This is a genomic window from Streptomyces rectiviolaceus (genome assembly GCF_039533825.1).
In the GTDB taxonomy this organism is placed as follows: Bacteria; Actinomycetota; Actinomycetes; order Streptomycetales; family Streptomycetaceae; genus Streptomyces; species Streptomyces rectiviolaceus.
Window position 1 is genome coordinate 1 of record NZ_BAAAUG010000221.1, and the last position, 19072, is coordinate 19072.

The window sequence follows — 19072 nt, forward strand, 5'->3', positions numbered from 1 at the left end:
GCGAGGGCATGGCTGATCCTTCGCTGTGCGGCTCAGTACGGGGTGAGGGGGAGAGGGGAGGGGGAGGGAGGGAGGGGGGAGGGGCCCCACCCGGAGTGTGCGGCGAGGGGTCTGCAGGGGCCGGGCGGCGTGGGCCGGTGCGCGGACGGGGCCGTGTCGCGGTGGCCTACGCTGGACGGGTGACGACCCCGGAAGCCGAGCCGACGCAGCCCCAGACGCCTGATACCGCACCCGATCCCGAATCCGTGGCCGCTGGTCACGAAGCTACTGACGGGGCGGCGGGGCAGGGCGGCGCCGCGCGGCCGGAGGACCGGCTGGAGAAGGCGGTCCGGGCGGCCGAGCAGGCGCTGATCGAGTACGAGATCGCCGTCGAGACGTTCCGGGTCGAGGTGGAGAACTTCTCCCGGCTCCATCACCAGAAGCTCGGCCCGATGTACGCGCGCCTCGACGAGCTGGACGCGGAGATCGCCGAGGCCCTCGCGGCCCGCAGCGGTGACCCGGAGGACCGGCGCAAGGCGGATGAGGCGCGGGCGCGGGTCATGCCGATGCCGGGTGTCGAGGAGCTGTTCCACGGTTGGATGGACGGCGAAGGGCTCTATCCGGAGGCCGCCGCGATGCTGACGGATCAGTCGGTGCGGCCGCCGCAGCGGGTGCGGCCCAGCGACGAGGCCCGCAAGCTCTACCGCGAGCTCGTCCGCAAGTCCCACCCCGACCTGGCGCAGGAAGACCAGGAGCGCAGCCGCCGCGAGGAGTTCATCACGCGGGTGAACGCCGCGTACGCCCGTGGGGACGAGGCCCTGCTGCGGGAGCTGTCCGCGGAGTGGGCCGCCGGTCCCGTGGCCGAGCAGCAGTGGCCGAACAAGAGCGAAGAGCTCTACGCACGCCTCGAGTGGCTGGCCCAGCGCAAGGAACTGCTCACCGTGGTCGCCCGGGAGCTGGAGGAGGGCGCGATCGGCGCGATGCTGCGGATGGCGCCGGATGATCCGGACCAGCTCCTCGACGAGATCGCCGAGCAGCTGCTCGCACAGGTCACCGAGCGCGAGGCCGAGCTTGCGCGGCTGACCGCTTAGACAGTCGGGTAGCGTCGGGGCATGGCTTTCGGATCACAGGTGCCCACGGTCGGTGTCGGCGAACTCGCACTCGACGACTTCCTCCTTGACGTGCGCGAGGACGATGAGTGGCAGGCGGGCCACGCCGCGGGTGCGCTGCACATCCCGATGAGCGACTTCGTCTCCCGCTACGGCGAGTTGACCGAGGCCGCCCCGCAGGACGGGAAGGTCCATGTCATCTGCCGGGTCGGTGGACGCTCGGCGCAGGTGACCATGTACCTCCGCCAGCAGGGCATCGACGCGGTGAACGTCGATGGCGGCATGCAGAGCTGGGAGGCCGTGGGCCGGCCCGTCGTCGACGACAAGGGCCAGCCGGGCACCGTGATCTAGTTTCCTGGGGCCCGCCTCAGCCGAGCGGGTGGGCGGCGAGCAGGTCGCCCAGTGCCTGCTCGTGTGCCGCTGCCGGGCCGAGGGACAGCTCCAGCTGCTTGGCCCACGCGTGGTACCGGTGCAGAGGGTAGTCGGTGTCGGATCCGAAGCCGCCGTGCAGATGCTGCGCCGTCTGCACCACCCTGCGTACGCCGTCCGACGCCCAGATCTTGGCGACGGCCACGTCTCCCGTGGCCGGCAGGGCGCCGCTCGCGCTGGTGCTGATGCGCCAGGCGGCCTGCCAGAGGGTGACCTCCATCGCGCGCAGGTCGATGTAACGATCGGCCGCCTGCACCGCCACGGCCTGGAAGGTGGCGACGGGGAAGCCGAACTGCTCGCGTTTGCTGGTGTATTCGCTGGTCATGCTCAGCACGCCCTCGCCGACGCCGAGTGCGAGGGCGCACGTCCCGGTCGCGAGCAGATCGCGCAGCCAGTCCCAGGCCCCGTCGGTCTCGATGACGTCGGCGCCGCCGATCCGTACGGAATTAAGGCTCAGCTCGCCGAGGCGTTCACCGTTCGTGGATACCTGATCGGCGACCGTGAGGCCTTCGTGCACGCGGGGGATCAGGGCGAGGACGGCCTGGCCGGCGGATGTGTGGGCGGGCACCACGATGAGGTCGGCGTTCTGCGCCCAGGGCACGGCTGTCTGTGTGCCGTTGAGCAGCCAGCCGTCGCCGTCCTGTCGTGCGGTGACGGAGAGTTCGGCGGGGTCGTGCCCGCTGCGGCCGTTCGCCGCGACGGTCAGGACGAGCTCTCCGCGGGCGGCCATCGGCAGGATCCGCTGCTTCAACTCCTCGCTTCCGTACGTCTGCACGGCGTACGCGGCCGCGCTGCTCTCCAGGAGCGGGACCCGGGCGAGCTTCTTGGCCGACTCGCGCAGGACCAGGCAGAGGGCGATGGCGTCCAGGCCCGCACCGCCGTGCTCGGGGTCGAGGAGCAGGCTCAGCAGGTCGGATCCGGCGAGCTTGGCCCACAGGGCGCGGTCGAAGTCCTCGGCGACAGCGCCCGGCACGAGGGCGGGGCTCGGCACTCCGTCGGGGGCGACGGAGGCGAAGAGTGCCTTCGCCGCCTCGACGGCCGCCTGTTGTTCCTCGGTGAAGGTGAAGTCCACTGCTTGTCCTCCCGTGCACCGGCCCGACGGCTCTGTCTCTTCTCCGTCCGCTGTTTCTGACGGGTCGTCAAGATAGAACAGGTTCTACGGGAAGGGAACAGGGAAGGTCTCAGCGGTCGAAGTCCAGCTCCACCGTGTCCGTGGCCGGATGCGACTGGCACGCCAGCACATACCCCGCCTCGGTCTCCTCCGGCTCCAGTGCGAAGTTGCGGCTCATCCGTACCTCGCCCGAGACTCGGAAAGCCCGGCAGGTCCCGCACACCCCGCCCTTGCAGGCGTACGGCGCGTCCGCGCGGTTGCGCAGCACGGTGTCGAGGAGGGACTCCCCGTCCCGGACCGGCCAGGTGCCGGAGCGTCCGTCGAGCGTCACCGTCACGGTGCTGTGCGCGGGGGTGTCCGTCGTGGTGGTGGGCGCCGGTGAGGCGAGGCCGTCGTCCACGTGGAATATCTCCTCGTGGATGCGCTGACGTGTCACGCCCAGGCGGCGCAGCGTCTTCTCCGCGCCCTGCACCAGGCCGAACGGTCCGCACAGGAACCAGCCTGAGATCTCCTCGACGGGCAGCAGCGCCGGCAGCAGCCTGCCGAGCCGCTCCTCGTCGAGCCGGCCGGAGTCGAGCCCCGACTGCTGCTCTTCCCGGGAGAGCACCGTGACCAGCTGGAACCGGTCCGGCCAGCGGTCCTTGAGGTCGGCGACCTCCTCCAGGAACATCGTCGACGCGGCGGTGCGGTCGCTGCGGATGAGGCAGAACGTGGCGTGCGGTTCGCGCTCCAGGAGCGTCGTGACGATGGAGAGCACCGGCGTGATCCCACTGCCGCCGACCACCGCCGCATAACGCCCCGGCGCGGGGTCCAGCGTGAAGCGCCCGGCTGGGGTCATCACCTCCAGCTCATCGCCGACGGCGACTTCCTTCAGGGCGTACGTCGAGAAGGCGCCGCCTTCGACGAAGCGCACCCCGACCCGCAAGGTCCGTGGCTCCGAGGGGCGTTCGGGGTGGGGCGCGGGTGCGCAGATCGAGTACGTACGCCGGATCTCGGTGCCGTCGACGAAGCGGCGGATGGCGAGGTGCTGGCCCGGTGCGTAGTGGTACTCCTCGCGCAGGGCGGGCGGCACCTCGAAGGTCAGCGTCACGGAGTCGTCGGTGAGCTGCTCGACCGCCGCTACCCGGAGCTGGTGGAAGCGTGCCATCACAACTCCTTGAAGTGGTCGAACGGTTCACGGCAGGCGACGCACCGGCGCAGGGCCTTGCAGGCCGTCGACGAGAAACGGCTGAGCAGTTCGGTGTCGGTCGAGCCGCAGTGCGGGCAGCGGACGGAGAGGGTGAGGGGGATGGGTCCGCCGCCGCTGCCGGGTCCGCCGGTGCTGTGCGGGCGCGGGGGCGCGATGCCGAACTCCGCCAGTTTGCGGCGGCCCTCGGCGCTGATGTCGTCCGTCGACCAGGCGGGGGAGAGCACGGTGCGCACGGAGACCTCCGCCATGCCGCGCTCGTGCAGCACCTGCTCGATGTCGGCGGTCATGGTCTCTATGGCGGGGCAGCCGGTGTACGTGGGGGTCAGCTCGACGTCGACCTTGCCGATGCCGCGGACGTGAACGCCGCGCAGCACCCCGAGCTCGGCCAGCGTGATGACCGGAAGCTCCGGGTCGAGCACGGAGCCCGCGAGGGCCAGGAGCTCTTCCTCCAGCGCGGTGGTCACCATGACGCCCCCGGGTGGCTGCGGTGCAGATGCTGCATCTCGGCGAGCATCCGTCCGAATGATTCGGTGTGCAGGCCCTGGCGGCCCGCGCCGGCCGCCCAGGCCCCTTCCTGGGGTCCTGAGGGCACACTCAGGGTCGCCTTCTCGATGACGGCGGTGACCGAGGCCGTCCAGTTCGCGCGCAGCGTCTGCCAGTCGATGCCTTCGGCGTCTTGCGCGCCGTCGAGGCCCTCCACCGGCTGGAACATCTCCCCGGTGAACCGCCAGAGCGCGTCGAGCCCGCGCTCCATCCGCTCATGGCTCTGTGCCGTGCCGTCGCCGAGCCGCAGCGTCCACTGCTCCGCGTGGTCCTGGTGGTAGGCGACTTCCTTGACGGCCTTCGCCGCCAGCGGGGCGAAGGTGCTGTCTCCGCTCGCCAACTCGCCGTACAGCAAGGTCTGGTAGGTGGAGAAGTAGAGCTGGCGGGCGATGGTGTGGGCGAAGTCGCCGTTCGGCTGCTCGACCAGCTGGAGGTTGCGGAAGGCGCGCTCCTCGCGCAGGTAGGCCAGTTCGTCTTCGTCCCCGGCCAGGGAGAGCAGGACGCGCGCCTGGCCGAGCAGGTCGAGGGCGATGTTCGCCAGGGCGACCTCTTCTTCGAGGACGGGCGCGTGGCCCGCCCACTCCCCCAGCCGGTGTGAGAGCACCAGGGCGTCATCGCCCAGGGCGATGGCTGCGGCGGTGGCTGTCGGGGCCAGTGGCGCGGTCACAGGTGCTTCACCCCCTCCGGGATGTCGTAGAAGGTCGGGTGGCGGTAGGGCTTGTCGCCCGCCGGTTCGAAGAAGGAGTCCTTCTCGTCGGGCGAGGAGGCGGTGATCTGCGTGGACGGCACGACCCAGATCGAGACGCCTTCGCTCCTGCGTGTGTACAGATCGCGGGCGTTGCGCAGGGCCATCTCGGCGTCCGGTGCGTGCAGGCTGCCGGCGTGGGTGTGGGAGAGCCCGCGGCGGGAGCGCACGAACACCTCCCACAGCGGCCAGTCGGTCGAGCTGCTCATGCCTTCGCCTCCCCGTGCTTGGCGGCGAACGCCGCTGCTGCCTCTCGCACCCACGCGCCTTCGTCGTGTGCGCTCTTGCGCTGGGTGATCCGCTGTTCGTTGCAGGGGCCGTTGCCCTTGAGGACCGCCCAGAACTCCGTCCAGTCGATCGCACCGAAGTCGTGGTGTCCCCGCTCCTCGTTCCACACGAGGTCGGGGTCGGGGAGCGTGAGCCCGAGAGACTCGGCCTGGGGGACGCAGATGTCCACGAAGCGCTGGCGCAGCTCGTCGTTCGAGTGACGCTTGATCTTCCAGGTCATCGACTGCTCCGAGTGCGACGACTCGTCGTCGGGCGGGCCGAACATCATCAGGGACGGCCACCACCAGCGGTCCACCGCGTCCTGGGCCATCGCGTGCTGGGCCTCGGTGCCGCGGCTGAGGGCGAGCAGCGATTCGTACCCCTGGCGCTGGTGGAACGACTCCTCCTTGCAGACGCGGACCATCGCGCGGGCATAGGGGCCGTACGAACAGCGGCAGAGCGGGACCTGGTTCGTGATCGCGGCGCCGTCCACCAGCCAGCCGATCGCGCCGACGTCGGCCCAGGTCAGCGTCGGGTAGTTGAAGATCGACGAGTACTTCTGGCGGCCGGAGTGCAGTTTGTCGAGCAGCTCCTCACGGCTGGTGCCGAGGGTCTCGGCCGCGCTGTACAGATACAGGCCGTGACCGGCCTCGTCCTGCACCTTGGCCATCAGGATCGCCTTGCGCCGCAGGGACGGGGCGCGCGTGATCCAGTTGGCCTCCGGCTGCATGCCGATGATCTCGGAGTGGGCGTGCTGCGCTATCTGCCTGACCAGCGAGGCGCGATAGGCATCGGGCATCCAGTCGCGCGGTTCGATGCGCTCGTCGGCCGCGACGGCGGCGTCGAACGCCGATGCGTGCGCCGCTGTGCGTGCGGCGTCGGCCGCTGCCTGGTCCGGCTCGGACCGGGCCGTCTGATGCTCGGCTGCTGTCGCCATCGCGGTCCCCCTCGACCTTTAGCTAGCTACCGACCGATCGTTCGGTTCGTGGAATTCAATGGTGCGGCTCAGCGCCATAAGGTGTCAACCCTGTGGATAACTTCACGGACGCTGTGCCTGGCGCGCAGGCATGAGTACCGTTCCGGTGCGAAGCGGGCGGTAGAGGGCCGTGTGACGGGCGAGCCGACGGGCGCACCACCGTGCGGGATCGGGAATCGGGGCGAAATGGACGCGAACGACAACAACGCGAACGAGCCGCCGCTCCCATCCTTCGACGCCGTCCCCTCACCCTCCGACGGCATTCCCCCCACGCCTCCGGTCAGCGGCATCTCCGGCGCCCCGCCGGCCACCACCGGCATCGCGGCCGCGTCCCCGCCCCGCGCAGGTATCGCCGCCCTCTCCCCGCGCTATCAGGTCGCGGCCGCGCTCGCGCTGGCGATCATCACTGTCACCGCCTGCGTCCACGTCGGGATGCTCTTCCTCCACGTCGCCCCCGCGAACACCATGACCAAGCAGCACGGGCAGGCCGTCGACGACTGGATCTACCCCGAGTTCGAGCAGAACTGGAAGCTCTTCGCGCCCAACCCGATGCAGCAGAACATCGCGGTGCAGGCCCGCGCCGAGATCCGTACGGACGGCGGCATCACCCGGACCACCGGCTGGTACGACCTCTCCGCACGCGACGGCGCCGCCATCGACGGCAATCTGCTGCCCAGCCACACGCAGCAGAACGAACTGCGCAGGGCCTGGGACTTCTACGTCGCCGCACACGACGCGCAGAATCGTCCCCGCGGCCTGCGCGGCGAGCTCTCGGAGCGCTACATCCGCCGCATCGTGATGATGCGCGTCGAGCGCGAGGAGCCCATGGGCGGGGACGCCACCATCGAGCGCGTCCAGGTCCGCTCCAAGACCACGAACGTGCCCGCCCCCGAGTGGAGCGACGAGAAGGTCACCACGAAACCGGTGCTCCGCCAGCTGCCGTGGTGGTCGGTGACGCCCGACGACATGCCCCTGGGCAAGGCTCGGGGAGCCGAGAAGGCTCAGGCATCTGAGGGGGACGCCCGATGAACCGCTTCGGCCCCCTCCTCGGGCGCGGCATCGAACGGATCACCGCATCCGCCCTCGGGCCCTATCAGACCGCCGTGGTCCGCATCGGGTTCGCCGCCACCTGGCTGCTCTTCCTGCTGCGCGAACTCCCCCACCGCCTCGAGCTGTACGGGCCCGACAGCCCGTGGAACTGGGACATGGCCCAGCGGCTCATCGCGGAGAACGACGCCTTCACGGTCCTCATGTGGTCCGACGGGCGCATCTGGTTCGAGGCTGTCTACGCGCTCGCCGTCCTGAGCAGCGCCCTGCTGATGCTCGGCTGGCGCACGCGCACGATGTCCGTGCTCTTCATGATCGGCGTGCTCTCGCTGCAGAACCGCTCCATCTTCATGGGCGACGGTGGCGACAACGTCATCCACCTGATGGCCACCTACCTGGTGTTCACGCGCTGCGGCCAGGTCTGGTCGCTCGACGCCCGGCGCGCCGCACGCGCGCGTGTCGAGCCGGTCGAGCCGGTCGATCTGGGAAGGGCGGCGGAGCCCGTCGACAAGGTCGGGCCCGTTCTGTGGTGGTTCCTCGGGCTCGGCCTCGCCGTGGTGACGTTCATGGGGGAGCTCAGCGGGGGCTGGCTGATGGTCTTCTGGGGGCTGTGGCTGGCGCACGGCCTGTGGTGGGCCGTCGGACGGCGCGCGCCCCACGGCGAGGCGCGGCGACTGCTCGACGTCATCGTCAAGCTCGCGCACAACGCCGCACTGCTTGTGATCATGGTCGAGGCCTGTCTCATCTACGCGACGGCCGGCTGGTACAAGATCCAGGGCAGCCGGTGGCAGGACGGCACGGCCGTCTACTACCCGCTGCAGCTCGACTACTTCTCCCCCTGGCCCGCGCTCTCCGACCTGCTCGCCTCGCACGGCCTCATGGTGATGCTGGTGACGTACGGGACGGTCGCCGTGCAGGTCGCCTTCCCCTTCACCCTCTTCAACAGGCGGGTCAAGAACGTCCTCCTCGCGGCCATGATCTTCGAGCACGCGGTCATCGCGGTCGTCCTCGGCCTGCCGTTCTTCTCGCTCGCGATGATCGCGGCCGACGCGGTGTTCCTGCCGACGTCGTTCCTGCGGCGCGTCGGCGGATGGACGGCACGCGCTCGTGGAGCGCTGTTCTCGCGGTTCTCGCGCGGCGCCGCGGTGCCGGGACAGCGCGGGGCGGACGAGGAACCGGCCCGGGAATCCACCGAGCACGCGCGCGTAGGCTTCCCTTCATGAACGGGACGCACCAGCGTGATCCGGACGACGCCGTGCGTGCCTGGCGAGCGGCCGCCGACACTTCCGTGCTGCTCGACGGCTTCCACGCCGTCAAGCACGCGCTGCGTTTCGGAGCGCCGATCCCTTCCGCGCTGGCCGGCGACAAGGCCGCCGTCCTCGCCCTCGCCGACGAGCTTGCGCCCGATGTGAGGGACGCCCTCGACAACCTCCTCGTGCAGGTCCCGGAAAGCACCCTGCGCGCCCTTGTGCCGCGTCTGCATCCCACGGGGGTGGCCGCTCTCGCGGTACGCCCGTCCCGTACGGCCAACCTCGACGCGCTGGCCCGCATGCCAAGGACCGCGCCGGTCATCGTCCTCGACGACCCCCGCAATCTGGGCAACGCCGGGGCCGTGATCCGGCTCGCCGCCGGGTTCGGGGCGACGGGAGTCGTCACGACCGGCACGCTCGACCCCTGGCATCCCACGGTCGTACGCGGCGGCGCGGGCCTGCACTTCGCCACTGCCGTCGAGCGGATGGACGTCTGTGAGCTGCCGCCGGGGCCGGTGTTCGCGCTCGACGCGGAGGGCGAGGACATCCGCGGACTCAAGCTGCCGGACGACGCCGTGCTGGCCTTCGGGTCCGAGCGCAGTGGTCTGTCCGCGCGACTGCGGGAGCGTGCCGACCACTTGGTGTCCCTGCCGATGCGGCCCCAGGTCTCCAGCTACAACCTGGCCACCAGCGTAGGGATGACGCTCTTCCACTGGTCGGCGGGCAGGCCTCCGGGCTCGGAGGCCTGAACCCGCCGCCGAGCGTCAGGCGTCCCTGCGGATCTCCACCACGCGGAAGCGGTTGGCCACGAACGCTCCGTCACACAGCGCGGCGTTCGCCGCCGGGTTGCCGCCCGAGCCGTGGAAGTCCGAGAACGCGGCCGTCTGGTTCACATAGACGCCGCCCGTGAGGTTCAAGGAGAGCTGGGCGCACTCCTCCAGGCAGGTCTCCTCCACGGCGCCGGACACCTCGTCCGACGTCGTGTACGCGCCGACCGTCATCGCTCCCTTGTCGCGCACCGTGCGGCGCAGCAGCTCCACGGCGTCCGCGGAGGAGTCGACCGCGACGGCGAAGGAGACGGGGCCGAAGCACTCGTTCAGATAGACCGCCTCGGCGTCCGGCTTCGCGCCGTCGAGCTTGACGATGACCGGGGTGCGGACCACGGCGTCCGGGAACTCCGGGTTGCTGATCTCCCGTGAGGGGAGGGCCACTTCGCCGAGTCCGGCCGCTGCCTCCAGGCGGGCCTTCACGCCCGGGTTGACCAGGGCGCCGAGGATGCCGTTCGCACGGGCGTCGTCGCCGAGCAGGCCGTTCACCGACGCGGCGAGGTCGGACACCACGTCGTCGTACGACTTGGCTCCGGCGTCCGTCGCGATGCCGTCCCGGGGGATCAGGAGGTTCTGCGGGGTCGTGCACATCTGGCCGCTGTACAGGGACAGGGAGAAGGCCAGGTTGGACAGCATCCCCTTGTAGTTGTCCGTCGAGTCGACGACGACCGTATTGACGCCGGCCTTCTCGGTGTAGACCTGCGCCTGGCGGGCATTGGCCTCCAGCCAGTCACCGAAAGCGGTCGACCCCGTGTAGTCGATGATCTTGATCTCGGGGCGGACGGCGAGGGCCTTGGCGATGCCCTCCTCCGGTCGCTCGACGGCCAGGCACACCAGGTTCGGGTCGAAGCCCGCGTCGGCGAGCACCTCGCGCGCGATGCGCACCGTCAGCGCGAGCGGCAGCACCGCGCGCGGGTGGGGCTTGACCAGGACGGGGTTGCCGGTGGCCAGGGAGGCGAACAGGCCTGGATAGCCGTTCCACGTCGGGAAGGTGTTGCAGCCGATCAGGAGCGCGATGCCGCGCGCCACCGGCGTGAAGCGCTTGTCCAGCGCGATCGGGTCGCGCTTGCCCTGGGGCTTGGACCACTCGGCGTTGTCGGGGGTGCGGGCCTGCTCGACATACGCGTACGCCACCGCTTCGAGGCCGCGGTCCTGGGCGTGCGGTCCGCCTGCCTGGAAGGCCATCATGAAGGCCTGGCCGCTGGTGTGCATGACCGCGTGCGCCAGCTCGTGCGTGCGCGCGCTGATGCGCGACAGGATCTCCAGACAGACCATCGCGCGCACTTCCGCGCCCGCGTCGCGCCAGGCCCGCATCGCGGCGCGCATCGCGGGCAGCAGCGTGTCGATGTCCGGGTGGGGGTACGTGATGCCCAGCTCCGGGCCGTACGGCGAGACTTCCGCGCCTGTCCAGTCGTCCGTGCCCGGTTGGTCGAGGTCGAAGCGGTTGCCCAGGAGGGCGTCGAAGGCGGCTTTGCCCTCGGGCAGGCTCAGGCTGCCGTTCTCTCCATAGGCCTTGGGGTGCTCGGGGTGCGGCGACCAGTACGCGCGCGTGCGGATCGTCTCCAGCGCCTGGTCGAGTGTGGGCCGGTGCGTGGCGATCAGCTGGTGCGCGGTGAGTTCGGCGGCCATATCGGACCAACTCCTCGTCGAGCCGGCTCTTCGTCGAGCCGGCGAGCTGGGCAGGGCAGTGGGCAGGAACAGACGGACAGAGCTAGAGTAACCGAACGATCGGTCGGGACAAGGGGGTCCGCCGAACCTGTGGACAACTTCTCGCCGGGCACCCCCGCACCCTCCGGCGGACACCTCGTGCGGGAGGATCGCGAGCATGACAGCACTCGAGCTCAGCAGCCCCGTTGCCGTGGTCGGCACCGGCACCATGGGGCAGGGCATCGCCCAGGTCGCCCTGCTGGCGGGCCACCCCGTGCGGCTGTATGACGCCGTGGAGGGGCAGGCGAGAACCGCGGCCGCCGCGATCGGTGCCCGTCTGGACCGGCTCGTCGAGAAGGGCAGGCTCGCGACCGACGACCGGGCCGCCGCGGGGGACCGGCTCGCACCGGTCGAGAGCCTCGCCGATCTTGCCGGGTGCGGACTCGTCATCGAGGCGATCCTGGAGCAACTGCCCGTCAAACAGCGCCTCTTCGAAGACCTGGAAGAGATCGTCGCCGAGGACTGTCTCCTCGCCACCAACACGTCTTCCCTCTCCGTCACCGCCATCGCGGGCACGCTCAAGAAGCCCGGTCGGTTCGTCGGCCTGCACTTCTTCAACCCCGCGCCGCTCCTCCCCCTCGTCGAGGTCGTCAGCGGCTTCGCGACCGACGAGACGGCGGCCACGCGCGCGTACGAGACGGCGCGGGCCTGGGGCAAGACGCCCGTGCGCAGCGCGGACACCCCCGGCTTCATCGTCAACCGCGTCGCCCGCCCCTTCTACGCCGAGGCGCTGCGCGTCCACGAGGAGCGGGCCGCCGACCCGGCCACCATCGACGCCGTCCTCCGCGAATCCGGCGGCTTCAAGATGGGTCCCTTCGAACTCACCGACCTCATCGGCCAGGACGTGAACGAGGCCGTCACGCGCTCCGTGTGGGAGTCCTTCTTCCAGGACCCCAAGTTCACGCCGTCACTCGCCCAGCGGCGCCTCGTCGAATCCCGCCGCCTGGGCCGTAAGTCGGGCCAGGGCTGGTTCGCGTACGGGGACGACGCCCCGCGGGCGCAGCCGCACACGGCGGCGCCCGCACCGGCACCGGCGTCCGTCGCGGTGCACGGAGAGCTGTTCCAGGCGCACGCCCTTGGCCGGCTGATCGAGGGCGCCGGGATCGACGTCGCGTACAAGGAGCCCATCGACCCCGACTACCCCGGCTGGATCGAACTGCCCAGGGGTGTGCGGCTGTTCCTTGCCGACGGTTCCGCCGCGGACGACGCCGATACGCCGGTGATCCACTTCGATCTCGCGCTCGACTACCGTTCCGCGACCAGGATCGCCCTGGCGCCCGCCGTGACGGTGGGCGAGGACCAGCTCCACGAGGCCGTGGGCCTCTTCCAGGCACTGGGCAAGCAGGTCAGCGTCGTCGCCGATGTCCCGGGAATGATCGTGGCCCGCACCGTCGCCATGCTCGTCGACTTCGCCCAGGACGCTGTCGCGCGCGGTGTCGCCAGCAGGGAGGACATCGACACGGCGATGCGCCTGGGCGTCAACTACCCGCGCGGACCACTCGCGTGGGGCGAGGAGCTCAGTGCGCGCTGGGCCATCGACACCCTGGATCGCCTGCACCTGGAGTACCCCACCGGCCGCTACGCGCCGTCCCAGGCGCTGCGCCGCGCGGCGACGCGAGAGGACCTCTTCGCATGAGCACCACCAGGCGCGACACGTACACCCCGGAGACCCTCCTGACGGTGGCGGTCCGGATCTTCAACGAGCGCGGCTACGACGGCACGTCCATGGAGCACCTCTCCAAGGCGGCCGGAATCTCCAAGTCCTCGATCTACCACCACGTCTCGGGCAAGGAGGAGCTGCTGCGCCGTGCGGTGAGCCGCGCTCTCGACGGGCTCTTCGGGATCCTCGCCGAGGAGCACGCGCGCGTGGGCACCGCCGTGCAGCGCCTGGAGCACGTCACGCGCCGCACCGTCGAGGTCCTGATCGCCGAACTGCCCTATGTGACGCTGCTGCTGCGTGTGCGCGGCAACACGGACACCGAGCGGTGGGCCATGGAGCGGCGCAGGGAGTTCGACCAGCAGGTCGCCGATCTGCTCAAGGAGGCCGTCGCCGACGGCGACCTGCGCTCGGACGTCGAGCTGCGTCTGGCCACCCGGCTGCTCTTCGGAATGATCAACTCCATCGTGGAGTGGTACCGGCCGGACGCCCGTGGCGCGTCATCGGGCGAGCAGGTCGCCGACGCCGTCGTCCAGTTGGCCTTCGCGGGGCTGCGCAGCACCGGCTGACAGGTCAGCTCTCCGGCTCCGGTTCAGCTCTCCGGATCCAGGTCGTCCTCCTCGAAGACCAGCAACGTACGCGTGCTGAGAACTTCGGGGATGGACTGCAGCCGGGTGAGGACCAGCTCGCGCAGTGCGCGGTTGTCCGGCGTGTGCACCAGGAGCAGCACGTCGAAATCGCCGCTGACCAGCGCGATGTGAGAGGCGCCCGGCAGCGTGCGCAGATGCTCGCGGACCGTGCGCCAGGTGTTCTGGACGATCTTGAGCGTGATGTACGCGGATGCCCCCTGACCTGCCCGCTCGTGGTTGATCCGGGCGCCGAAGCCCCTGATCACCCCGTCGTCGATGAGCCGGTTGATGCGTGCGTACGCGTTGGCCCGTGACACATGGACCCGCTCGGCCACGGCGCGTATCGACGCGCGACCGTCCGTGTGCAGGATGTGCAGGATGTCGCGGTCGATCGAGTCCAGCGGGCGGGGCAGGGCCTCCTGGCGGTCGCCGGACCGGCTTTCCGGACGATCACTGTCGCGCCCGTCGGCCATTCGTTCAGATGCCATGTCCCCCCGCCTCCCTACCATGGACGTACTGCATCCATCCCAGGCTGTGGAGAACCGTTTGTCCACAGCCTGGAGGTGCCTGTAGCCAAAATGTGCCGACGACCGAACAATCGGTAGGTGAGGCGCCTCACATTGCCGCGCCTCTTTTGCCGCTCCCACGAGGAGACCGCTTCCACATGGAGGTGCCGACATGACGGTCATGGAGCAGCGGGGCGTCTACCGGCCCACCCCGCCACCCGCATGGCAGCTCAGGACCGATCCCGCGCCGCTGCTGCCCGACGCGGAGCCGTACCGCGTCCTGGGCACGGAGGCCGCCGGCAAGGCCGACGAGGAGCTCCTGGGCCGTCTGTACGCCCAGCTGGTGCGCGGACGGCGGTACAACACGCAGGCCACGGCCCTGACGAAGCAGGGCAGGCTCGCCGTCTACCCCTCGAGCACCGGCCAGGAGGCGTGCGAGGTGGCCGCCGCTCTGGTTCTTCAGGAGCAGGACTGGCTCTTCCCCAGCTATCGGGACACGCTCGCCGCGGTCGCCCGCGGCCTCGACCCCGTCCAGGCGCTGACCCTGCTGCGCGGCGACTGGCACACCGGGTACGACCCGCGCGAGCACCGCATAGCGCCCCTGTGCACGCCTCTGGCCACCCAGCTCCCGCACGCCGTGGGGCTCGCGCACGCCGCCCGCCTGAAGGGCGACGACGTGGTCGCGCTCGCCATGGTCGGCGACGGCGGGACCAGCGAGGGCGACTTCCACGAGGCGCTGAACTTCGCGGCCGTCTGGCAGGCGCCCGTGGTCTTCCTGGTGCAGAACAACGGCTTCGCGATCTCCGTGCCGCTCGACAAGCAGACGGCCGCCCCGTCCCTGGCCCACAAGGCCGTCGGGTACGGAATGCCGGGACGCCTGGTGGACGGCAACGACGCGGCGGCGGTGCACGAGGTGCTGAGCGAGGCGGTGGCCCGCGCGCGTGAGGGCGGCGGTCCCACGCTCGTCGAAGCGGTGACGTACCGCATGGAGGCTCACACGAACGCCGACGACGCCACGCGCTACCGCGGGGACGCCGAGGTCGAGGCCTGGCGAGCGCACGACCCGATCCTGCTCCTGGAGCGGGAGCTGACCGAGCGCGGCCTCCTCGACGAGGACCGGACGCGGGCGGCACGCGACGACGCCGAGGCCATGGCGGCCGACCTGCGTGAACGCATGAACCAGGACGCCGATCTCGACCCCATGGACCTCTTCAGCCATGTGTACGCGGAGCAGACCACCCAACTGCGGGAGCAGGCGGCTCAGTTGCGGGCCGAGCTCGAGGCATCGGAAGAGAACGGCGCGGAGAACGCGGACGGCGAGGAGAACGCGCGATGAGTACGGTCGCGGCCGAACGGGCCACCAAGAAGGCAGCCAAACCGGCCACCATGGCGCAGGCGCTCGGACGCGCGCTGCGTGACTCCCTGGCCGATGACCCGGCCGTGCACGTCCTCGGAGAGGACGTCGGGGCGCTCGGCGGGGTCTTCCGGGTCACCGACGGGCTCACCAAGGAGTTCGGTGAGGACCGCTGTACGGACACACCGCTCGCCGAGGCGGGCATCCTGGGGACCGCCGTCGGCATGGCGATGTACGGACTGCGGCCCGTCGTCGAGATGCAGTTCGACGCGTTCGCCTACCCCGCATTCGAGCAGCTGATCTCCCACGTGGCGCGGATGCGCAACCGCACGCGGGGCGCGATGCCGATGCCCATCACCGTGCGTGTGCCCTACGGCGGCGGCATCGGGGGCGTCGAGCACCACAGCGACTCCTCCGAGGCGTACTACATGGCGACTCCGGGCCTCCACGTCGTCACGCCCGCCACGGTCGCCGACGCCTATGGCCTGCTGAGAGCCTCCATCGCCTCCGACGACCCGGTCGTCTTCCTGGAGCCCAAGCGCCTCTACTGGTCCAAGGCCGACTGGAGCCCGGACGCGCCGCAGGCCGTTGAACCCATAGGCAAGGCAGTGGTGCGGCGCACGGGGCGCAGCGCCACCCTCCTCACGTACGGGCCGTCCGTGCCCGTCTGCATGGAGGCGGCCGAAGCGGCGGTCGCCGAGGGGTGGGACCTCGAAGTGGTCGACCTGCGCTCCCTGGTGCCCTTCGACGACGAGACGGTGGCCGCTTCCGTGCGGCGGACCGGGCGCGCGGTCGTCGTGCACGAGTCGGGCGGGTTCGGTGGGCCCGGCGGCGAGATCGCCGCTCGCGTCACCGAGCGGTGCTTCCACCACCTGGAGGCGCCGGTCCTGCGCGTCGCCGGATTCGACATTCCCTATCCGCCGCCGATGCTCGAGCGGCATCATCTGCCGGGCGTGGACCGGATCCTGGACGCGGTCGCGCGGTTGCAGTGGGAGGCGGACAGCTGATGGCGCCCGGTCTGAATGTGAACAGCCTTGAGTTCAAGCTGCCCGACCTCGGTGAGGGGCTCACGGAGGCGGAGATCACCCGCTGGCTCGTGCAGGTCGGCGATGTCGTCGCCGTGGATCAGCCCGTCGTCGAGGTGGAGACGGCCAAGGCGCTGGTGGAGGTGCCCTGCCCGTACGGAGGCGTGGTGACGGCCCGCTTCGGTGAGGAGGGGGCGGAAATGCCGGTGGGCGCACCGCTGTTGACGGTCGCCGTCGGAGCCCCGGCCGGGGACGCCGCCACGGCTCCGGCTCCGGAAGAGCCCGCCGAGCGGGCCCTGCGGGCGGCTGCCGCGGAGGAGTCCTCCGGCAATGTGCTCGTCGGGTACGGCACGGCCGCGGCTCCCGCGCGGCGCAGGAGGGTGCGGTCGGCGGGTCCTGTCACACAGCCCACACCGAAGCCTGCCGCCCAGCCCGTCGTCCCGCAGGGGCATGCCGCCGGGCCGTCCGAGACCTCGGCTCCGGGCACCCTCCCGCGCGCGGACGGACCGATACCGGTGATCTCGCCCCTCGTACGGAAGCTGGCCCGTGAGAACGGCGTGGAGCTCCGGGAGCTGACGGGCACAGGACCGGAAGGGCTGATCACGCGGGCCGACGTGGAGACCGCCATCGCGGTGGAGCGGACGGTCGCGCACGTGGCCGTTCCCACGCACCCGCCGGTGGGAGCGGTGAGCGAGGAGGAGCGTGTCGCGTCCGTGGGGGCGGAGGACCGTTATCCGCTGACCGGAATCCGGGGCCTCGTCGCGGACAAGATGTCCCGCAGCAGGCGCGAGATACCGGAAGCCACCTGCTGGGTCGACGCCGACGCCACCGAACTGCTCGCGGCGCGCGCGGCGATGAACGCCGCCGTGAAGGAGGGCGACGGGCAGAAGATCTCGCTGCTCGCGCTGTTCGCCCGCATCAGCGTGGCCGCGCTGGCCCGCTACCCGATGCTCAACTCCACCGTGGACATGGAGGCGCGCGAGGTGGTCCGGCTCGCCGATGTCCATGTCGGCTTCGCCGCGCAGACCGACCGCGGTCTGGTCGTCCCCGTGGTCCGGAACGCGAACACACGGACCACCGACTCGGTCAACACCGAGCTGATCAGGCTCACGGAGGCGGCGCGTGACGGGAAGCTGACGCCGGGGGAACTGACGGGCGGCACGTTCACGCTGAACAACTACGGGGTGTTCGGGGTCGACGGCTCCACGCCGATCATCAATCACCCCGAGGCGGCCATGCTCGGCGTGGGACGGATCGTGCCCAAGCCATGGGTGCACCAAGGGGAGTTGGCGGTGCGGCACGTCGTGCAGCTCTCGCTCACCTTCGATCACCGGGTGTGCGACGGCGGCACGGCGGGCGGGTTCCTGCGGTTCGTGGCGGACTGCGTGGAGCAGCCGGCGGTGTTGCTGCGGGCGGTGTGAGGAGCTTCGGGGCGGCGGTGTGAGCCCTGGCACGGCGATGTGAGTCTGCGTACACAGGTGAGGTGAGTCGCCGTACGGAGGGTGGCATTGATCCTTCGTACGCCCATACTCGGGGGATGACCGCGCAGAGGGCTCCGGGTGGCGCCGTATCCGCCGCCTCGAACGCCGCCCCGACCGATGTCCCGTACGAAGATCCGTACGCCGATCCGTACGAAGATCCGTACGACGCCGTGGTGCTCGCGGGAGGCGGCGCCAGACGGCTCGGCGGCGTGGACAAGCCGGGGCTGCTGGTGGGCGGCCGGGCGCTGCTCGACCGGGTGCTCGGCGCGTGTGCCGGGGCGGGGACGACCGTGGTGGTCGCAGGGCCCCGCCCGACCGCGCGCCCCGTGGTGTGGGCGCGCGAGGAGCCCGCGGGGGCGGGGCCGCTCGCCGCGCTCGACGCAGGGCTGCGGCGCACGGGGGCGGAGCAGGTGGTGGTGCTCTCCGCCGATCTGCCGTTCCTGGGAGAGCGGACGGTTCGGAGTCTTCTCGTCGCGCTGCGGGAGAGCGGCGCGGACGGTGCGGTGCTGAGAGATCCCGGTGGCCGGGACCAGCCGCTGGTCGCTGCCTACCGCAGTGCGTCGCTGAGGCGTGAGATCGCGAAGCTCTCCGCCGAGCACGACGGCCTGACGGGGCTTCCGCTGCGGTCGCTCACCGCGCGGCTCGAACTCACCCGGGTCGCCGACGCCGTCGCGTCCTTCGACTGCGACACCTGGGACGACATCGCGGCCGCTCGGGCGCGCATCAGGGAGCATGGGCACGTGTTGGACGAATGGATTTCCGCAGTCAAGGACGAACTGGGCATCGAGCTCGACGTCGACACCGGCTTGCTGCTCGACCTCGCCCGCGACGCCGCACACGGCGTGGCCAGGCCCGCGGCGCCGCTGACCACCTTCCTGGTGGGGTACGCGGCGGCGCGGGCCGCGGAGGGCGGCGGACCCGAAGCGGTGGCCGAGGCCGCACGCAAGGCGGCGGCGCTGGCCACGCGGTGGGCGGAGGAGGGCAGCTCCGATTCCGGGCCCGACGGGCCCGGCGGGGCGCCGGGTGCGGTCCCTGAGGGGAAGCCGGATGCCGCGCCGGACGTGACGCCGCCGGGTGCCCGCCCCGATCCCGGGCAGGACGCGCGGGGCGACATGCGGCCGGATGCCGGATGAGTGGGCAGCCCGCGCCGGACGCCGAACTCGACGAGGCTCTCGCCCTGGTGAACGACGACCATGGCCGCAGGTCCGGCAGGCGCGCCGACGGTGAGCCCGGCGGCGGCG

19 protein-coding genes are annotated in these 19072 nt (G+C 71.0%); 11 read left to right on the plus strand and 8 right to left on the minus strand.

All coding sequences use genetic code 11. The features are described 5' to 3' along the window. The first annotated feature begins 179 nt into the window (after window positions 1–179). Window positions 180–1070, plus strand: a complete 891-nt coding sequence (locus tag ABD378_RS42380; protein WP_386544494.1) for a J domain-containing protein — start codon at window positions 180–182, stop codon at window positions 1068–1070. A 21-nt stretch (window positions 1071–1091) separates the two neighbouring features. Beyond that, complete coding sequence (locus tag ABD378_RS42385; protein ID WP_344530559.1) at window positions 1092–1439, plus strand: rhodanese-like domain-containing protein; 348 nt, start codon at window positions 1092–1094, stop codon at window positions 1437–1439. Between the two features lie 16 nt (window positions 1440–1455). Here ABD378_RS42385 and ABD378_RS42390 read toward each other — a convergent pair whose 3' ends face one another. The 6 genes from ABD378_RS42390 to paaA all read right to left on the minus strand — a co-directional run bounded on the left by ABD378_RS42390 (window position 1456) and on the right by paaA (window position 6309). Next, window positions 1456–2589, minus strand: a complete 1134-nt coding sequence (locus ABD378_RS42390; RefSeq protein WP_344530561.1) for an acyl-CoA dehydrogenase family protein — start codon at window positions 2587–2589, stop codon at window positions 1456–1458. Between the two features lie 109 nt (window positions 2590–2698). Further along, on the minus strand, window positions 2699–3775 hold the full coding sequence (paaE, locus tag ABD378_RS42395; RefSeq protein ID WP_344530563.1) for a 1,2-phenylacetyl-CoA epoxidase subunit PaaE: 1077 nt from the start codon (window positions 3773–3775) through the stop codon (window positions 2699–2701). Beyond that, window positions 3775–4284, minus strand: a complete 510-nt coding sequence (paaD, locus tag ABD378_RS42400) for a 1,2-phenylacetyl-CoA epoxidase subunit PaaD (RefSeq protein WP_344530565.1) — start codon at window positions 4282–4284, stop codon at window positions 3775–3777. The genes paaE and paaD overlap by 1 nt, the downstream gene beginning before the upstream one ends. After that, window positions 4278–5027, minus strand: a complete 750-nt coding sequence (gene paaC / locus ABD378_RS42405) for a 1,2-phenylacetyl-CoA epoxidase subunit PaaC (protein WP_344530567.1) — start codon at window positions 5025–5027, stop codon at window positions 4278–4280. Before paaC ends, paaD begins: the two co-directional genes overlap by 7 nt. After that, window positions 5024–5314, minus strand: coding sequence for a 1,2-phenylacetyl-CoA epoxidase subunit PaaB (gene paaB, locus ABD378_RS42410; protein WP_344530569.1), 291 nt, complete (start codon window positions 5312–5314; stop codon window positions 5024–5026). The genes paaC and paaB overlap by 4 nt, the downstream gene beginning before the upstream one ends. Next, window positions 5311–6309 carry a 1,2-phenylacetyl-CoA epoxidase subunit PaaA gene (gene paaA, locus ABD378_RS42415; RefSeq protein WP_344530572.1) on the minus strand — a complete coding sequence of 333 codons (999 nt, stop codon included), beginning with the start codon at window positions 6307–6309 and terminating at the stop codon, window positions 5311–5313. The genes paaB and paaA overlap by 4 nt, the downstream gene beginning before the upstream one ends. 225 nt (window positions 6310–6534) lie before the next feature. On the opposite strand from paaA, the gene ABD378_RS42420 reads away from it, so the two are divergent. From ABD378_RS42420 to ABD378_RS42430, 3 genes are read left to right on the plus strand one after another with little or no spacing between them, the layout of a single operon-like run. Next, window positions 6535–7377: a DUF5819 family protein gene (locus ABD378_RS42420; protein WP_344530574.1), complete on the plus strand. Its 843-nt coding sequence runs from the start codon at window positions 6535–6537 to the stop codon at window positions 7375–7377. Next, window positions 7374–8618: an HTTM domain-containing protein gene (locus ABD378_RS42425; RefSeq protein ID WP_344530576.1), complete on the plus strand. Its 1245-nt coding sequence runs from the start codon at window positions 7374–7376 to the stop codon at window positions 8616–8618. The genes ABD378_RS42420 and ABD378_RS42425 overlap by 4 nt, the downstream gene beginning before the upstream one ends. Beyond that, a complete protein-coding gene (locus tag ABD378_RS42430; protein ID WP_344530578.1) occupies window positions 8615–9394 on the plus strand; it encodes a TrmH family RNA methyltransferase in 780 nt (259 codons plus the stop codon). The genes ABD378_RS42425 and ABD378_RS42430 overlap by 4 nt, the downstream gene beginning before the upstream one ends. Before the next feature lie 15 nt (window positions 9395–9409). Here ABD378_RS42430 and paaN read toward each other — a convergent pair whose 3' ends face one another. Beyond that, entirely contained in the window at window positions 9410–11101 is a 1692-nt protein-coding gene (gene paaN, locus ABD378_RS42435; RefSeq protein WP_344530581.1) for a phenylacetic acid degradation protein PaaN, read from the minus strand. A gap of 196 nt (window positions 11102–11297) precedes the next feature. Here paaN and ABD378_RS42440 point away from each other — a divergent pair, with 196 nt between their 5' ends. Further along, entirely contained in the window at window positions 11298–12815 is a 1518-nt protein-coding gene (locus ABD378_RS42440) for a 3-hydroxyacyl-CoA dehydrogenase (RefSeq protein ID WP_344530583.1), read from the plus strand. Then, complete coding sequence (locus tag ABD378_RS42445) at window positions 12812–13405, plus strand: TetR/AcrR family transcriptional regulator (protein WP_344530585.1); 594 nt, start codon at window positions 12812–12814, stop codon at window positions 13403–13405. The genes ABD378_RS42440 and ABD378_RS42445 overlap by 4 nt, the downstream gene beginning before the upstream one ends. A 23-nt stretch (window positions 13406–13428) precedes the next feature. On the opposite strand, the gene ABD378_RS42450 is transcribed toward ABD378_RS42445, so the two are convergent. Continuing rightward, the gene (locus tag ABD378_RS42450; RefSeq protein WP_386544489.1) at window positions 13429–13953 is read right to left on the minus strand and encodes an Lrp/AsnC family transcriptional regulator; all 525 of its coding nucleotides are present in this window, start codon (window positions 13951–13953) and stop codon (window positions 13429–13431) included. A gap of 190 nt (window positions 13954–14143) precedes the next feature. On the opposite strand from ABD378_RS42450, the gene pdhA reads away from it, so the two are divergent. The 4 genes from pdhA (at window position 14144) to ABD378_RS42470 (ending at window position 18964) form a co-directional block, all read left to right on the plus strand. After that, window positions 14144–15307, plus strand: a complete 1164-nt coding sequence (gene pdhA / locus ABD378_RS42455; RefSeq protein ID WP_344530588.1) for a pyruvate dehydrogenase (acetyl-transferring) E1 component subunit alpha — start codon at window positions 14144–14146, stop codon at window positions 15305–15307. Then, entirely contained in the window at window positions 15304–16332 is a 1029-nt protein-coding gene (locus tag ABD378_RS42460; protein WP_344530590.1) for an alpha-ketoacid dehydrogenase subunit beta, read from the plus strand. The genes pdhA and ABD378_RS42460 overlap by 4 nt, the downstream gene beginning before the upstream one ends. Continuing rightward, a complete protein-coding gene (locus tag ABD378_RS42465; RefSeq protein ID WP_344530593.1) occupies window positions 16332–17771 on the plus strand; it encodes a dihydrolipoamide acetyltransferase family protein in 1440 nt (479 codons plus the stop codon). The genes ABD378_RS42460 and ABD378_RS42465 overlap by 1 nt, the downstream gene beginning before the upstream one ends. Window positions 17772–17887: 116 nt before the next feature. Further along, window positions 17888–18964: an NTP transferase domain-containing protein gene (locus ABD378_RS42470; RefSeq protein ID WP_344530595.1), complete on the plus strand. Its 1077-nt coding sequence runs from the start codon at window positions 17888–17890 to the stop codon at window positions 18962–18964. The last annotated feature ends 108 nt before the right edge of the window (window positions 18965–19072 follow it).

Bases quoted from the DNA above. Each gene is read 5' to 3' on its own strand.
- ABD378_RS42385 (WP_344530559.1), top strand. From the start codon at position 1,092: ATGGCTTTCGGATCACAGGTGCCCACGGTCGGTGTCGGCGAACTCGCA.
- paaE (WP_344530563.1), bottom strand. From the start codon at position 3,775: ATGGCACGCTTCCACCAGCTCCGGGTAGCGGCGGTCGAGCAGCTCACC.
- paaD (WP_344530565.1), bottom strand. From the start codon at position 4,284: ATGGTGACCACCGCGCTGGAGGAAGAGCTCCTGGCCCTCGCGGGCTCC.
- paaB (WP_344530569.1), bottom strand. From the start codon at position 5,314: ATGAGCAGCTCGACCGACTGGCCGCTGTGGGAGGTGTTCGTGCGCTCC.
- paaA (WP_344530572.1), bottom strand. From the start codon at position 6,309: ATGGCGACAGCAGCCGAGCATCAGACGGCCCGGTCCGAGCCGGACCAG.
- ABD378_RS42420 (WP_344530574.1), top strand. From the start codon at position 6,535: ATGGACGCGAACGACAACAACGCGAACGAGCCGCCGCTCCCATCCTTC.
- ABD378_RS42425 (WP_344530576.1), top strand. From the start codon at position 7,374: ATGAACCGCTTCGGCCCCCTCCTCGGGCGCGGCATCGAACGGATCACC.
- ABD378_RS42430 (WP_344530578.1), top strand. From the start codon at position 8,615: ATGAACGGGACGCACCAGCGTGATCCGGACGACGCCGTGCGTGCCTGG.
- paaN (WP_344530581.1), bottom strand. From the start codon at position 11,101: ATGGCCGCCGAACTCACCGCGCACCAGCTGATCGCCACGCACCGGCCC.
- ABD378_RS42440 (WP_344530583.1), top strand. From the start codon at position 11,298: ATGACAGCACTCGAGCTCAGCAGCCCCGTTGCCGTGGTCGGCACCGGC.
- ABD378_RS42445 (WP_344530585.1), top strand. From the start codon at position 12,812: ATGAGCACCACCAGGCGCGACACGTACACCCCGGAGACCCTCCTGACG.
- ABD378_RS42450 (WP_386544489.1), bottom strand. From the start codon at position 13,953: ATGGCATCTGAACGAATGGCCGACGGGCGCGACAGTGATCGTCCGGAA.
- pdhA (WP_344530588.1), top strand. From the start codon at position 14,144: ATGACGGTCATGGAGCAGCGGGGCGTCTACCGGCCCACCCCGCCACCC.
- ABD378_RS42460 (WP_344530590.1), top strand. From the start codon at position 15,304: ATGAGTACGGTCGCGGCCGAACGGGCCACCAAGAAGGCAGCCAAACCG.
- ABD378_RS42465 (WP_344530593.1), top strand. From the start codon at position 16,332: ATGGCGCCCGGTCTGAATGTGAACAGCCTTGAGTTCAAGCTGCCCGAC.
- ABD378_RS42470 (WP_344530595.1), top strand. From the start codon at position 17,888: ATGACCGCGCAGAGGGCTCCGGGTGGCGCCGTATCCGCCGCCTCGAAC.